General features: G+C 73.4%; 11 protein-coding genes. 4 read left to right on the top strand and 7 right to left on the bottom strand.

Annotation, left to right across the window (positions count from 1 at the left end; all coding sequences use genetic code 11):
• Positions 1-2: 2 nt before the first annotated feature.
• Positions 3-2099 (top strand): N-6 DNA methylase, encoded by a 2097-nt coding sequence (locus ACIP4O_RS06485; protein WP_401572224.1) that lies wholly within the window; start codon positions 3-5, stop codon positions 2097-2099.
• Between the two features lie 12 nt (positions 2100-2111).
• Here ACIP4O_RS06485 and ACIP4O_RS06480 read toward each other — a convergent pair whose 3' ends face one another.
• The 4 genes from ACIP4O_RS06480 to ACIP4O_RS06465 all read right to left on the bottom strand — a co-directional run bounded on the left by ACIP4O_RS06480 (position 2112) and on the right by ACIP4O_RS06465 (position 9604).
• Positions 2112-4691 carry an ABC transporter permease gene (locus ACIP4O_RS06480; protein WP_401572221.1) on the bottom strand — a complete coding sequence of 860 codons (2580 nt, stop codon included), beginning with the start codon at positions 4689-4691 and terminating at the stop codon, positions 2112-2114.
• Positions 4691-5470: an ABC transporter ATP-binding protein gene (locus ACIP4O_RS06475; RefSeq protein WP_401572218.1), complete on the bottom strand. Its 780-nt coding sequence runs from the start codon at positions 5468-5470 to the stop codon at positions 4691-4693. Before ACIP4O_RS06475 ends, ACIP4O_RS06480 begins: the two co-directional genes overlap by 1 nt.
• A gap of 219 nt (positions 5471-5689) precedes the next feature.
• Positions 5690-8662 carry a BTAD domain-containing putative transcriptional regulator gene (locus ACIP4O_RS06470; protein ID WP_401572215.1) on the bottom strand — a complete coding sequence of 991 codons (2973 nt, stop codon included), beginning with the start codon at positions 8660-8662 and terminating at the stop codon, positions 5690-5692.
• A 117-nt stretch (positions 8663-8779) separates the two neighbouring features.
• A complete protein-coding gene (locus ACIP4O_RS06465) occupies positions 8780-9604 on the bottom strand; it encodes a LysR family substrate-binding domain-containing protein (RefSeq protein WP_401572212.1) in 825 nt (274 codons plus the stop codon).
• Between the two features lie 60 nt (positions 9605-9664).
• Between ACIP4O_RS06465 and ACIP4O_RS06460 the strand changes: the two genes are divergently transcribed.
• The 3 genes from ACIP4O_RS06460 to ACIP4O_RS06450 all read left to right on the top strand — a co-directional run bounded on the left by ACIP4O_RS06460 (position 9665) and on the right by ACIP4O_RS06450 (position 11886).
• Positions 9665-10072: a DUF5997 family protein gene (locus ACIP4O_RS06460; protein ID WP_401572209.1), complete on the top strand. Its 408-nt coding sequence runs from the start codon at positions 9665-9667 to the stop codon at positions 10070-10072.
• Between the two features lie 340 nt (positions 10073-10412).
• Positions 10413-11225, top strand: a complete 813-nt coding sequence (locus ACIP4O_RS06455) for a BTAD domain-containing putative transcriptional regulator (protein WP_401572207.1) — start codon at positions 10413-10415, stop codon at positions 11223-11225.
• A 34-nt stretch (positions 11226-11259) separates the two neighbouring features.
• On the top strand, positions 11260-11886 hold the full coding sequence (locus ACIP4O_RS06450; protein WP_401572204.1) for an NADH oxidase: 627 nt from the start codon (positions 11260-11262) through the stop codon (positions 11884-11886).
• 41 nt (positions 11887-11927) lie between these two features.
• Here ACIP4O_RS06450 and ACIP4O_RS06445 read toward each other — a convergent pair whose 3' ends face one another.
• From ACIP4O_RS06445 to ACIP4O_RS06435, 3 genes are all read right to left on the bottom strand, one after another.
• Positions 11928-12536, bottom strand: a complete 609-nt coding sequence (locus tag ACIP4O_RS06445) for a DNA-binding response regulator (RefSeq protein WP_401572201.1) — start codon at positions 12534-12536, stop codon at positions 11928-11930.
• A 77-nt stretch (positions 12537-12613) separates the two neighbouring features.
• A complete protein-coding gene (locus ACIP4O_RS06440; protein ID WP_401572198.1) occupies positions 12614-13843 on the bottom strand; it encodes a sensor histidine kinase in 1230 nt (409 codons plus the stop codon).
• A gap of 111 nt (positions 13844-13954) precedes the next feature.
• Complete coding sequence (locus ACIP4O_RS06435; protein WP_361320741.1) at positions 13955-14602, bottom strand: response regulator transcription factor; 648 nt, start codon at positions 14600-14602, stop codon at positions 13955-13957.
• Between the last annotated feature and the right edge of the window lies 1 nt (position 14603).

Here is a 14603-nt window from a genome sequence, read left to right as displayed (position 1 = left end):
CGATGCACGCGCACCAGGAGAAAAGCCCAGCCACGGACATCGTCGACCGATTGTGGCGGGCATACATCCCGTATCGACGTGGCCGCAGCACGGAGCACGATCTGGACGCCATGTTCGCGATCCTGGTCCTGGCCAGGTTTGCAAGATCGGCGAAGACCTTCGGCCCGGAATTCGGTCGGCGGTGGACGAGGGCGGTCACGGAAGCCGGCCTCGGATACTCGCCGTTGAGTGATTTGCGCGGCGCTGCCCGCCTTGCCACCCAGCATGAACAGCTCGGCCCACGCCTCTCCCCCCACCTGGACGCCGCCTTCCCCGACGGCGAGAGGGTGGCCGACGAGCTGCCGTGGGCGGCCGCCTTCCTCACCGCGCTTCAGGAGAGCACCGGCAAAGAGACGGACCAGGCGGGCTTGGGAGAGGTCAGCGGTCTGCTCCTGGAGCGCTACTCTGGTGAAAGCGACTCGCAGAGGGGCGAGTTCTACACCCCTCGGCAGCTCACGGATCTGGCGGCCGAGGCGCTCTCCGTCCAGCCGGGCGGGCGCGTGCTGGACCCCGCGTGCGGTACCGGCGGTTTCCTTGTGGCCGCAGCGCGGTACGTCGCCGAGAACCACGGTCGCGGTGATGACGCCTCGCTCAAGGGCTACACCATGGACCACCGCAACCCCGGGCTGGCCGCGCTCAATCTGGCGGTGCACGGCATCGAGGAGTTCTCCGTACGTGCCTCCGCCCCTGAGTCCCTCTTCCGGGACCCCGGCGGCGACCCAGCGGATTACGTGATGCTCAACCCGCCCTTCAACCAGCGGGTCACCAACCTCGCTGACCTCCGCTGGCCCTTCGGTGCCCCTCCCGAGTCGAACGCCAACTTCGCCTGGCTGCAGTTCGCGTGGAGTCGGCTGAACGGCAAGGGCCGCGCCGCCGTCATCATGCCGACCGGCGCCGCTTCCGCACGGGGCACAGAGGCCGAAATCCGCAGGAACATGCTGCTTCGGGGCGCGATCCTGGCTGTCGTCGCTCTGCCGGAAGGGCTCTTCCTCCACACAGGCATACCTGTGCACATCTGGCTGCTCGCAGGTGACCCGACCGGCCACGTGCCGGCCCGGGACAACTCCTCGGTTCTCTTCATCGACGCGAGCCGCCTCGGCAAGCGGTCCCGCCGCAGGCGAATCCTGCGCGACGAGGACGTGCGACGCATCGCGGAGCGCTTCCAGAAATGGTCCCGCTCGCCCCACACCACACCGGACGAACCGGAATTCTCCCAATCCGTCTCCTGGGGGGAAATCTTGGAGGGCGGCGACTGCTCTCTCGACCCGCGCCTGTATGTGGCGCGGGAACGGACCGCCTCGGCACGGGACACCCATGGCCTGCTGGACGCTCTGCTGGAGCAGGCCGAGTCGGCCTCGCGGTCAACCACCCTCCTGCGCGGGAGTTTCGAGCGGAGCGAGCGTGCCGCCCTCAGCGAGACGGGCGCGCAGCAGGTGCGGCTCGGGGAACTCGTGGGCACCGCCTCGGGGACATCCGCCGCTTCGCATGCAGGCGTCCTGCTCGCAGGCCCCTCGGGGAGCCTTGTCCGAGCCGAGCACTACGTCGAGGAAACGGACGGTGTGCCCGTTGTGATGCCCAAGAACCTGAAGGGGAACAGCTTCAGCACGACCGACATCCGCCGTATCAGCGAGCGGCAGGCCCGGGAGCTGCGCCGCTTTCGGCTCCAGTCCGGCGATGTCGTCGTGGCCCGCCGGGGAGAGCTGGGGAGGGCCGCCGTCGTCCGCGCCGAACAGGAGGGCTGGATGTGCGGCACCGGGTGCTTCCTCCTCCGCCCGCCCGCCGCCCTTCTGGACGCCGACTACTTCGTCGCGTACCTCCGCTCTCCCGAGGCGCGGCTGTGGCTCGAAAACCACTCCACGGGCAGCATGCGGATGCGCACCATCCCTCGCCGGGCTCTTACCGAGCTGCCCATGGCGCTGCCCGGTCTCGCCACGCAACGTTCCATCGCGGACACCATGGCCCAACTGGACGCGCGAGAACGCGCACTGCGCGATCAGCTCGAACTGACACAGCACATCCGCCAGGCCGCGCTGGACGGAGACATCATCCCCCAGTCGTAACCCCCCGCCCCCCTACTCCCGCGCCCCCACCCCCTCCCCCGCCCGCCCCCGCAGCGCGACTCTCCCCGGCACCAGCGTCGCGAGCAGGGTCAGCGTGGCCGCCAGGGCCAGGACGGCTGCGTACCACCAAGGGGTGATCGCCGGGGACGCCGCACCCGTCATGCCGACGCCGAACGCCGTGAGGACCGCGTACGCGATCGTCGTGCCGAGGGCCGCCGCCGTGAGGAAGACGATGAGGGATTCGGTACGGAGCATCGCCCGGAGCTGGCGGCGGGTGGCGCCGACGAGGCGGAGGAGGGCCAGTTCGCGGGAGCGGTCGGAGACGGACATGGCGAGGGTGTTGACGACGGCGATCGCGGTGAAGGCGATGACGAGGCCCATCGCGAGGTACTCGACCTCGTCGTCGGCGCGCCGCACCTCGGCACGGAGACCGTCGGCGCGGTCCCGATCGAGGACGCCGACGCCCGGGAACTGTGCGACGGCGGCCGCGAGTCGCGCGGGGTCCGCGCCGTGCGTCGTGACGAGTACGGAGGAGGCGAGCGGGTTGTCGACGTGCCGGACGACGAGCGCGTGGGCGAGGGTCACGTCCCCGAAGCCGAGGCCGCGCGCGTAGACGGCGGCCACCGTCAAGGTCTTCGCGGTGCCGTCCCCGAGCGTCAGCCGCAGGCTGTCGCCCGGCTTCTTGCCGAGGTGGTCGGCCGCGAGTGTGCTGAGCGCGACGCTGTCCGCGCCGAAGCCCGCGAGGTGGCCTCGTACGACATCCGGGTCCCACGTCCGCCGCAGCCCCGCCGTGGACAGGCCCTGCGCCGCGTACTTGTCGAGCCCGACCCGTACGGACGTGCGGACGACCTCCGTGACGGCCGTGACGCCCGGCACCTCGCGCAGCTTCCCGGCCGCCGCCGCGGGCACCCCGGGCCCCGAGGAGGTGACCACCCGGTCCGCCCTGATGCCCGCCTCCGCCTGCCGGGAAGCGGCCTCGCCCATGGTCGTCGGCACGAAGAGAACCGTGCAGGCCATGCCGATGAGCAGCACGAGCGGGGTGGTCGCCGCGGCCATGCGCGTGGTGTTGGCCCGTACGTGGGCGGCCGCGAGGTACCCGGCGACGCGCGAGACGCGCAGCGGGAGGCCGAGCGCGGCGACCGCGAGCCGCACGAGGAGCGGGCCGAGGAGCGCGACGGCGACGGCGAGCACGACGACCGTCAGGAAGGTGACGGGCGTCGAGGCCGGCTCGGTGTGCAGTCGGCCCAGTACGAGGAGCAGCACGACGCCGGCGGCGAAGGCCACCGCGCCCACGAGGAGCCGCCCCCACCCCGTACGGCGTTCGACGGCGGCTTCGGCGAGCGCCTCGGCGGGGCGTATCCGGGCGGTGCGGCGCGCGGAGATCCGCGCCGCCGACCAGGCGGCGAGCAGCGAGGCGGCCACAGCGGCGAGCGACGGGAAGACGGAGTGGGCGAGTTCGAGCGTCTCGGGGATCGCGCCGAGGGCCACGAACCTGCCGTGCAGCCAGGCGGCGAGCGGCAGCCCGGCGAGCGAGCCGACGACCCCGGCGAGCAGCCCGACGAGCAGGGCCTCGCGCCCGATGAGCTGCCGCACCTGCCGGGGGGTCGCCGCGACCGCGCGCAGGAGGGCGAGTTCGCGGTGGCGCTGCTGGAGCGACAGCGCGAAGGTGCCGACGACGACGAGGACCGCCACGAGCAGCGCTGTGCCGCCGATCGCGCCCCCCATCGAGACGAGCTTGACGCGGGCACCCGCCGCGTCGAGGAACTCGACGGGACCGCGGTCACCGCCGGTGGCGACGTGCGCGCCCGTCCCGTCGAGCGCTTCCCGCACGCGCGCGGCGACTTTCCCCGTACCGACGCCCTTCGCGGGCAGCACGCCGAGGGCGGCCACCTGCCCGGGACGACCGGAGAGCCGCTCGGCCTCGGCGGTGGAGAAGAAGAGAGAGGACTGCTGGGTGAGATCGCCGCCCTCGGCCGCGGCGACACCGCTCACGCGGTAGGTGCGCGGGGCGCCGGTCGCCTGGACGGTGAGCCGTGCCCCGGTCTCCACCCCGGCGCGACGGGCGAGTTCGCGGTCGACGACGACCTCGTCGGATGCGGTGGGCGCGGTGCCGTCGAGCAGCCGGAAGGGGGTCAGTACCGCGGAGGTCCAGGCGTGCCCGTACGAGCTCTTGCCGTCCGGTCCGCCGAGGACCCGCCCACCGCTCGCTCCCTCGCCGCCGCCCTGTCCCGCCCCCGTCACCGCGTACGCGGGGAAGGTCACCTCCGGCACGACGGCCCGCACGCCCCGCACCCGGGCCAGCCGCTGGGTGAACTCGGCGGACAGCCACGCACGTTCGGTGATCGGCTTCGCCTTGTGCTTGGTCTTCGTCTTCCCCTTCTTCTTCGTGACCGTCGTCCGGTGGACGTACTGGTCCCCGCCGACGACGACCGGCGCGGCCGCGTACCGCTCCGTGCCGATCGTGCCGCGCAGGCCGGTCTCCAGGAGGGCGCCGCACGCGGTGACGAGCGCGGCGGCGCACAGCAGCGCGAGGAACGCGGCGAGGAAGCCGCCCTTTCGGGCCCGTACGCTCTGCAAGGCGTAGCGCAGCATCAGGCCCACGCTCCGAGCCGGGTCATGCGGTCCGCGACGCGGTCCGCCGTCGGCGCGTCCATGTGCCCCGCGAGCCTGCCGTCCGCGAGGAAGAGGACGGTGTCGGCGTACGAGGCGGCGACGGGGTCGTGCGTGACCATGACGACGGTCTGCCCGGCGTCGTCGACGCAGGAGCGCAGGAGCGACAGGACCTCGCGCGCGGTCACGGTGTCGAGCGCACCGGTCGGCTCGTCGCCGAAGACGACATCGGGGCGTGTGACGAGGGCGCGGGCGATCGCGACGCGCTGCTGCTGACCGCCGGACAGCTCGGCGGGGCGGTGCGCGGCGCGGCCTTCGAGGCCGACGCGCGCGAGGATCTCGTCGAGCCACGCGGGATCGAGTCGCTCACCCGCGAGGCGCAGGGGCAGTTCGACGTTCTGCCGCACCGACAGCGAGGGCACGAGGTTGAACGCCTGGAACACGAAGCCGACGCGGCGCCGGCGCAGCTTCGTCAGCTCCGTCTCCTTCATGCCGCCGAGTTCGGTGTCCCCGATCCAGGCCCGCCCCGACGACGGCACGTCGAGCCCGGCGGCGCAGTGCAGGAAGGTCGACTTCCCCGAGCCGGAGGGCCCCATGACGGCGGTGAACGAGCCGTGCGGGATCTCGACCCCGACCCCGTCGAGCGCCGTCACCTCGCGCCCGCCCCTGCCGTACACCTTGGTGACGGCTTCGAGCCGCAGCGCACTGCCGCTGCCCCCCGTACCCCCGCGCGCCCCCACGAGCTGCCGCTCGGTCCTCATCCGTGACCCGTCCTCTCCCCGCGGCCCGGTGCCCGGATGCCGCTGCCCCGCTGCTTGTCGGGCCGAAGCTAGCGGGCGGGGTTATCACCGGGTTATCGGGCGGTTATCAGGGGGCGTGGGCGGGATCGGCACGGGGGCGGGGGTGCCTGCCGGTTCCGGTGCCGGAGCTGCTTCCCGCACCGGTACGGGAGCGGCTCCCGGCTCCGGCGCGGGGACGGCTCAAGGCCCCGGTACGCGGCCGACGCCGCCCTCCGCCTCCAGTCGCGCGCGAACCGCCTCCGTCCGCGCGAGCCACCCCCGCGCCCCGGTCAACGCGAAGGCCGCCTGTGCCGCGACGAGTTGATCGCGCGCCTCGGCAAGCCGACCCTGCCGATGCCGGGCCTCGGCGAGTGCCAGGTGCACGCGGCCGTCGACAAGCGGGTCGCGGATATGGGCGACTTCGACGAGCGCATCGCTCAACGTCTGTGCCGCACGCTCTACTTCGTGCGCTCCGAGCAGACTCTCGCCGAGCCCGAGGCTCGCGTACACGAGTCCGACGCGGTCCTCCTTGGCCCACACCAGCTCCACGACCCGCGCGAACACCTCCTCGGCCACGCCGTACGCGCCGCACGCCAAGTGCGCCTGACCCAGGCGATGCAGCGCCTGGGCGAGGCCGCGCGCGTTGCCCGCGCCGAGCCGTACCGCCTCCTCGGCGAGCGCGAGGGCGTGCGCGTCCTCGCCGCGCTCCAGCGCGATCTGCGCGAGCCCGCCGAGCGCGAGCGCCTCGCCCTGCCGGTCCGCCGCCGCGTGCCCCAGCTCCCGTGCGCTGTCGAGCCGCCGTACGGCGGAGCCGAGGTCCCCGCGGAAGCGCTCGATCATCGCGAGGTTGCGCAGATTCCGCGCCCGCCCGCGGTCCTCGCCCAGCTCCTCGCACAGCTCCAACGCCCTCGCGTAGTAGGCGTGCGCGGCGTCGAGGCGGCGGTGGGCCTGCTCGACGGCGCCGAGTTCGTGCAGCATGGCGGCGAGCCCGCGCCGGTCGCCGGTCTCCTCGCAGGCGGCGAGCGCGGCCCGTGCGCAGACCTGGCAGTCGTCCGGGTAGTTGCGTGTGTCGAAGAGCACCGAGGCCGCCGCGGTGATCCGCCAGGCCGCCTCCGCGAGGCCGAGCCCCGCCGCCTGCACGACGACGGCGACGAGCGCGAGCCGCTCCGCCTCCAGCCACTGAAGCGGCACGGCGAGCAGCGCCTCGCGCGTCTCGGTGTCCAGCCCCCGCGAGGACGCCGCGGGCACGGCGCGCGAGGGCGTCGCCGCGTGCCGGACCACCTCGCCGTCAGACCCGTACTCACGCCGGTACGCCTCCTCGGCGAGCAGCACGTACACGCCGAACACCTGTTCCAGCATTGCCCGTTGCTCCTCCGCGGACTCTTCAGCGCGGGCCTGTTCGCGCGCGTGCAGGCGCAGCAGGTTCGGCAGGCGATAGCGCAGCCGCCCGGTCGCGTCGGCGCCCACGACGTCGAGGAAGCGCGCGTCGACCAGGTCCTCGACGAGCCGTTCGCCCTCGGGCGCGCCGACGCCGAGCAGCGCCCCGGCGACCCACGCCGTGAAGTCCGGTACGTCGAGCAGCCCGAGCCCCCGGTAGAGCCGCGCCGCCTCGCGCGACAAGCAGCGGTACGAGACCTCGAAGCCCGCACGCACCCGGGCGCCGTCCCGGCTCAGCTCATCGAGCCGGCGGTGCTCGTCGGCGAGCCGCCTGACGAGGTGGCCCACGGTCCAGTGCGGTTTGGAGGCGAGCCGCGCGGCGGCGACGCGGAGGGCGAGCGGCAGCCGGTCGCACAGTTCGGCGAGGCGGGCGGCGTCCTCGGGGGCGCCCGCGACCCGGTCCTCGCCCGCGATCACGGCGAGCAGTCCGACGGCCTCCGCGGGGGGCAGCACCCCGAGGTGCACGCGCGCCCGGGGCGGCCACGCGACCAGTTCGGGCAGGGGCTCGCGGCTCGTGACGAGCACGGCGCTTCCGCCGCCGCCGGGCAGCAGCGGCGCGAGCCGCTCGTGGCCGCGCACATTGTCCAGCACCAGCAACACCCGCCGACCGGCGAGCACACTGCGGTACAGGGCCACCAATTCCTCTTCTTCCGGCGGCAGTTGCTCGGGCCGTACGCCGAGTGCGCGCAAGAAGCGGCCGATGACGTCCGTGGCGCGCACCGGCTCCGGCTCCTCGTCGTAGCCTCGCAGATCCGCGAAGAGCAGCCCGTCGGGGAAGTGCGCGGCGGCCCGGTGGGCCCAGCGCACGGCGAGACCGGTCTTGCCGACCCCCGCCGTACCGGTGACGAGACCGAGAGCGGGCCCGTCCTGCGCGAACAGCGCGTCGAGCCGGTCGAGTTCGTCGTCCCGGCCGACGAATCCCGGCGGGTCCGGGGGCAATTCGCGAGGAGAGGGGTACAGACCGGAACGCGGCAGCTCCGTCGGCTCCTCGCGCAGCAACTCCTCGTGCAGGGACCGCAGCGCGGGACCGGGTTCCACGCCGAGTTCCGCCACGGAGCGCTCGCGCCCCTCGCGGTAGCTCGCGAGCGCCTCCGCGCGCCGCCCGGAGCGGTACAGGGCGAGCATGAGGTGGCGGCGAGGTCGCTCCCGCAACGGCTCTTCCCTCACCAGCGCGGCGAGTTCGGGTACGAGCGACTGATGCTCGCCGAGCGCGAGCCGGACGGCGGTGAACTCGTCGTGCGCACCGCGCCTGCGCTCCTCCAGACGAGCCGCCTCGTCCTCGGCCGCGCGAGCGACGACGCCGTCGAAGGCCGGCCCGGTCCAGAGCGCGAACGCCTCCGCGTAGCGCGCGGCGGCCCGCTCGTACCGTCGCTGCCCGGCGGCCGCCCCCGCCTCCTCGACGAGCGCGGCGAACGCGGCCGCGTCCACGCACAGGGGATCGTCGAGGCGCAGGACGTACCCGGGGGACGCGGTGACGACGACGTCCTCTTCCACTCCGGCGGCCTTGAGCGCTTTGCGCAGGCGGGCGACGACGATCGCGATCTGGGTGCGCGCGGTGGCGGGGGGCGAGCCGTTCCACACGGCTTCGACGAGCGCGTCGACGGGGACGGTCCGCCCGGGGTTCACCAACAGCAGGGCGAGCACGGTCCGTTGCCGGGCGCCGCCCGTCGGGACCGGCTGCCCGTCCACGGTCGCGGAGACCGCCCCGAGCACCCGGAACGCCAGCCGATCCCCCACCGGAAGCCCCCTTCCCGTCCGCCGCGACCCTACCGGAGGGGGCGGGGACGGAAGGGCGAAACGGGGCGGGTCCGTCCGGACGAGGGCGGCTCCGCGTCCACGGGGGCCGCTCCGGGTCTACGGGCGCTTGCGCGGCTTCCCGCGCTTGGCCGCGCCCCGGGAACCGCCCGTCGCCGAGCCCTTCGTCCCGCCCCTCGCGGCCCCCTTGCCCGTACCGCCGCCACCCCCGCGCCGCCCCTGCCCCTTGCCGCCTCCGGCACCCCCGGTGCCACCGCCACCGCCCGGCCCACGCTTCCGCTCCCCCGCCCCGCCCCGCTCCGGCGTGGCCTGCTTCGGGCCGCGGCTGCTGTTGACCGTACGGCCCCGGACGATGCCGATGAACTGCTCGACCAGGTCCGTCGTCGCGTCCTCGGGCCAGGCGAGCGCGACGCGCGAGACGGGGGCGTCCGTGACCGTGCGGTAGGTGAGGTCGCGGCGGTGGTGGAGCCGGGCGAGGGACTGGGGCACGACGAGCACGCCGATCCCGGCCGCCACCAGCTCGACGGCGTCGGCGGTCGTCGCGGGTCGCTCGTTGGCGGGGTGCCCGGGGAGCGCCTCCCACTCCAGTACGTCGTCGAGCGGGTGCAGCACGGTCTCGTCGGCGAGGTCCGCCGTCGTGACCTCCTCGGCGATCGCGACGAGGTGGTCCTTGGGGATCACGACGACGGTGGCCTCGGTGTACAGCGGGATGGCGCTCATGTCCGTACGGTCCACGGGCAGCCGCAGGAACCCGGCGTCGGCGCCCCGCGCGCGCAGCAGGCCCTCGGCCTCGCCCGCCGGGGCGGCCGTGAGGGTCAGGGGAACATGGGGAAGCCGCTCGTTCCAGACCCGCACCCACTTCGTGGGGGTCACGCCGGGAACGTAGGCGAGCGTGAACGAAGGGGAAGCGTCCGAGCCAGTCACCGCTCCAGGCTACCGGCGGCCGTGGCGTCACGAGCGCCGGGCACTCGTTACGCTGGACGTATGACGTCGCACAAGACCACCCAGACCATGAAGCCCGCGACCGCGGCGAAGAAGCTGGGTGTGTACCTGGAAGCCACCCCCGCCGAGTTCCGGGAGGGCCCCGTCTCACGCGACGAGCTGAACGCGCTCCAGGCCGAGCCGCCCGAGTGGCTCCGCGAGCTGCGCCGCAACGGCCCCCACCCCCGCCCGGTGATCGCCGAGCGCCTGGAGATCTCGATCGCGGGCCTCGCCCGCGGCGGCATCACCGACCCCCTCACCACCGCCCAGATCGAGGCCCTCAAGCAGGAGTGCCCCGACTGGCTCCGCCAGGAACGCGCCACCCGGACCGAAACCCGCAAGGAAGCCGCCCGCATCAAGGCCCGCAACGAGGAACGCGCGGCCCGCGACGCGGACCGGCCCCTCCGGTAGGGGCGAAGACGACGCGAGGGGGAAGGGCCCGGCTCCCAGGAGCCGGGCCCTTCCCCCTCGCGCGTCCACCGCGTCACCGGCACCCGGCTTCGGCGCGGCTCCCGGAGCCCTCGTTCCGCGGGGTCGTTCCCGCCTTCACGCCTCGTGACGCTCGCCCCGGACCCCGCCCCGCCGTGGGCCCGGGAATGCGGCGTTCCGGCCGGGGCGGGCCCGTGACCTGGGGCGTATGAAGTTCTCATGCCGGTGGCTCGCAACAATCATCCCCTTCTCGTGGCGCACTCACTGTCGGCCGGTTGATCACCCGTGCCAGGCTCGCACCATCGAGAGAAGGGAACCTGGCATGTCGAATCTGGACATCGGGCTGCTGGGGCCGTTCACGGCCACGGTCGGCGGGGTATCCATCGTTCCCAGCGCCTCCCAGCAGCGCAGGCTGCTCGCGCTGCTCGCGACAGCCGCCGGTCGCGAGGTGAGCATGGCCACGATCACGGACGAGCTGTGGGAGGGCTGCCCGCCCGCCGGGCCGTCGGCGGCCGTGCAGACGTACGTGAAGCAGCTGCGGCAGCGCATCGCGCCCGCGGCCGCGCGGCTGAGCCCCGGCGTGAGCGCCAAGGAGATCCTGGCCCGAGGGCACGGCGGGTACCTGCTCGGCATGTCGCGCACCCGGCTCGACGCCGACGATTTCGAGGACCTGGTCCGGCAGGGCAACAGGGCCATCGCCGAAGGGGAGGACGAGCGCGGCGTCCGGCTCCTGTCGGCGGGGCTCGGGCTGTGGCGCGGGCAGGCCCTCAGTGACGTACGTGTCTCGGGGGCGCTCCTCGCCGAGGCGCTGCGGCTCGACGAGGCGCGCCTCACCGCCGTGGAGAACCGCATCGAGGCGGAGTTGCGGCTGGGGCGCCACTCCCAGCTGCTGAGCGAACTGACCGCGCTCACCACCCTGCACCCCCTCCAGGAGAGCCTGCACGCGCACCTCATCGTCGCGCTCTACCGCAGCGGCCGTCCCTCGCAGGCCCTTGAGGCGTTCCGCCGGCTGCGCGAGGCGACCGTGGGGGAGCTGGGGATCGAGCCCTCCCGCCGACTCCAGGAGCTGCACCGCTGGGTGCTGGCGGACGAGCCCCGGCTCGACGCCCCGGTCCGCGCGCTCGTCGCGTTCTGACCCGCGCCCGGCACCCCGAAAGGAAAGAGCGGCCATGCGGCCCACGCCTGCCGAAGCCCTCACGATCCACCTCTGGTCGCTGTCCGAGGACGTGGTCGTCGAACACCAGGAGAAGAGCGGGCAGTTGGCGCTCAGCAGTCGCTGGGGGGTCGATCACGTCGAGCGGCCGGGCGCCGCGGTGCGCGAGGCTCTGCGCCGGATGGAGCTGGGGCCCGTCGTCCTCGCCAACGCGACGCCGGAGAAGAGCGAGCTGTACACGGCCGTGCTGCCCACGCTGAGCAAGCTCTCCCACCTGGTGGTGCGTACGCTCGGCCTCGACGACCTCGGCGGTCCGCTCCTGTCGGTCTTCCCGGTGGCGGCGCACGCGCCCTTCACGCTGGTCTGGCTTCCGGGGCACCGGTCCGTACAGCTGCCGCGCCACGTCGTGCTGACCGTGCTCGACTCCGGCATCGCGCTGGAGGCCGCGGGCAGTCCGCACCGGGTCGTGCTGCACCGGCCGGAGGCGGCCCTCGTGGTGGCGCTGCTCGCCTGGCCCGTCACTCCGGACACCGCCACGGCCACGCTCCCGCTGCCGCCCCAGATCACCGAGGGGGTCATCCGCTATCTGGTGGCGGCCGGGATGGCGGCACCGTCGGAGGCCCGGAGCGGCAGCGTGGACTGAGCGGCTGGGCCGCGGGCCCACGAAGATCCGCGGGACACGGCCTAGACGAGCCAGCCCGTGTCCCGCGCGATACGGATCGCGTCGACCCTGTTGCGTGCGTTCAGCTTGGCGACCACCGTCGTCAGGTAGTTGCGCACCGTACCGGTCGACAGGTGCAGAGCCGTCGCGATCTCCTTGGCCTCCGAGCCGTCGGCGGCCAGGCGCAGCACCTCCGTCTCGCGCTCGGTCAGCGGGCTCTGGGCACCGTTCCACGAGGCGAGCGCGAGCTTCGAGTCGATGACCCGGTGGCCCGCGGCCACCCGCCTGATGGCGTGCGCCAGTTCGGCGGGCGACTCGTCCTTGAGGAGATAGCCGTGCACCTCGGCGGCGAGGGCCCGGCGCAGGGTGCCGGGACGGCCGAGGCTGGTGAGCATCAGGGTCTTGCAACCGGGCAGGCGCTCGTGGAGCTGGACGGCGGCGCTGAGGCCGTCGAGACCCGGCAGGTCGATGTCGATCACGGCGACATCGGGCCGGGCCCGCAGAGCCGCGTCCAGGATCTCGTCCCCGCGCTCCAGTTCGCAGACGACCTCTAGATCGCTCTCCAGGTCGAGCAGCGCGACCAACGCGCCCCGGACCATGTTCATGTCTTCAGCGAGCAATATCCGAATCACTCCGGCGCCTCCCCCTTGGCACGGTGATCTGCGCTCGTCACCTTACCAATGGGGAGGTTTCGGGGAACGGTTGAGGACTAAGCTGCCGACTCGATCCCCGAGGGGCCGATCGCCGCGGTGTCGGGCCCCTCGCGATCGGGGACGCGGGCGATGAGCCGGAACGTTCCGTCCGCCCCCTGGGCCGCGGTGAGTTCGCCGTCGAAGGCCCCGAGCCGGGTCTGGAGATTGCCGAGACCGCTGCCGCTGTGCGGGGACGGGTCCCGGTAGCCGCTCGCCGCGCCGTCGTTGACGATGGTGAGCCGCACCTGCCCCGCCGAGCGTTCGGCGGCGATCTCGCAGTGCGTGGCGCTGCTGTGGCGCAGCACGTTGGTCACCGCCTCGCGCAACACCGTGGCGAAGACCGTGTCCATCTCCCTCTCCAGCGGCCCGGTCCTGACGCGGGCCACGACCCGCACGTCGGCGGCGTTGAGCACCGACTCGGCCGAACTGATCTCCTCCTCCAGGGACATGTCGCGGTAGCCGCTCGCGACGCTGCGCACATCGGCCAGCGACTGGCGGGACATGGTGAGGACGTCCTCGACCTCGGCCTTGGCGCGCACGGGGTGGGCGGGCAGCAGGCGGTGGATCAGTTCACCCTTGAGCGTGATCGCGGAGAGGCTGTAGCCGAGCAGGTCGTGCAGGTCGCGGGCGAAGCGGAGGCGCTCCTGGGTGACCGCGACGCGGGTGAGTTCGCCGCGCGTCTCGTGCAGGACGCGGATCAGGTCGGCGAGCCGGGTGAGGCCGAAGACCACGAGTCCCGTCAGCAGGGTGGACTGGACGTAGTAGAAGGTCTCCACGACGGGCAGGTCGGCGAGAAGCGGCGGCGCCAGCATCGAGGCACCCACCACCGCGTACAGGGACCAGGCGGAGACCGGCGGGAGGAGCAGGAGCAGGGAGCCCGCGAGGAAACCCGCCATCGATCCCCACTGGGTGCGGAAGACGAGGAGGGGGAGATAGGTGAGGAGGGCCTGTACGCACAGGGTGAGGGCCTTGACGCGGGCGGGTGCCAGCTGCGCCCCGGGCCGGGAGTGGAGCAGTTGCAGCCCGAGGAGGCCGAGGAGGCACAGCGTCGCCGCCGCCACCTCGGCCACCGAGTTGTGCGAACTGAGGATGTTGAGCAGGGTGACGCTGAAGTAGCACAGCAGTGCGGCGGTCAGGACGAAGCGCCCGAGGCGCGGCGCGGGGAAGTGCCCTTGCGCGGCGCCGGTTTCGTCCCGCGGTCGGCTGGTCTCAGCCCTTTCGGGTGACACCCTGTGACGGCTCAGCATGTGTGATTCCCCCTCTTCACGCCCGCCTTGCGTGCGGAGCATAAGCGAGGAAGACAAAGAGCGGGCAAGGTGCGCCGGCCGTCGCGGAACCGCGCGGCCGCGTGCGCCCGGCTAGGAGCGCACCAGCAGGCCCCTCTCCAGGGCGACGACCACGGCGTGCGTACGGTCGCTGACGTCGAGCTTCGCGAAGACCCGCAGGAGGTGGGTCTTCACCGTGGCCTCGCCGATGACCAGCCGGCGGCCGATCTCGGCGTTGGACAGTCCGTCGGCGACCGCGCGCAGGACGTCCTGCTCACGGGCGGTGAGGGCGACGGGTTCGGGGCGGCGCATCCGTGCGACGAGGCGTTCGGCGACCTTGGGCGCGAGCACGGTCTCGCCGCGCGCCGCCGAGCGGATGGCGTCGGCGAGCTGGTCGCGGGTGGTGTCCTTGAGCAGGTAGCCGACGGCGCCTGCCTCCACCGCCCGCTCGATCTCGGCATCGGTGTCGTACGTGGTGAGAATCAGCACCCGGGTCGGCACGGGCAGGGCGACGATCGCCGTCGTGGCGGCCACCCCGTCGAGCACCGGCATGCGCAGGTCCACGAGCGCCACGTCGGGGGCGAGCCGCTCGACGAGGCCGACGCCCTCGCGTCCGTCGCTCGCCTCGCCGACGATCTCGATGGCGGGGGCGGTGGCCAGCAGGGCCACGACCCCGGCGCGCATCACTGCGTGGTCGTCGATCACGACCACCCGGATCGGGTCGTCCGCGGTGTCGGTCATG

The sequence above is a fragment of the Streptomyces sp. NPDC088923 genome, from assembly GCF_044749745.1.
Lineage (GTDB): Bacteria > Actinomycetota > Actinomycetes > Streptomycetales > Streptomycetaceae > Streptomyces.
The sequence above is the reverse complement of the archived record's forward strand: the minus strand, read 5'-3'. Positions and strand labels throughout refer to the sequence as shown.

Coding starts and splice junctions, on each gene's coding strand:
- ACIP4O_RS06485 (WP_401572224.1), top strand. CDS start 3: ATGCACGCGCACCAGGAGAAAAGCCCAGCCACGGACATCGTCGACCGA.
- ACIP4O_RS06480 (WP_401572221.1), bottom strand. CDS start 4,691: ATGCTGCGCTACGCCTTGCAGAGCGTACGGGCCCGAAAGGGCGGCTTC.
- ACIP4O_RS06475 (WP_401572218.1), bottom strand. CDS start 5,470: ATGAGGACCGAGCGGCAGCTCGTGGGGGCGCGCGGGGGTACGGGGGGC.
- ACIP4O_RS06460 (WP_401572209.1), top strand. CDS start 9,665: ATGACGTCGCACAAGACCACCCAGACCATGAAGCCCGCGACCGCGGCG.
- ACIP4O_RS06455 (WP_401572207.1), top strand. CDS start 10,413: ATGTCGAATCTGGACATCGGGCTGCTGGGGCCGTTCACGGCCACGGTC.
- ACIP4O_RS06450 (WP_401572204.1), top strand. CDS start 11,260: ATGCGGCCCACGCCTGCCGAAGCCCTCACGATCCACCTCTGGTCGCTG.
- ACIP4O_RS06440 (WP_401572198.1), bottom strand. CDS start 13,843: ATGCTGAGCCGTCACAGGGTGTCACCCGAAAGGGCTGAGACCAGCCGA.
- ACIP4O_RS06435 (WP_361320741.1), bottom strand. CDS start 14,602: ATGACCGACACCGCGGACGACCCGATCCGGGTGGTCGTGATCGACGAC.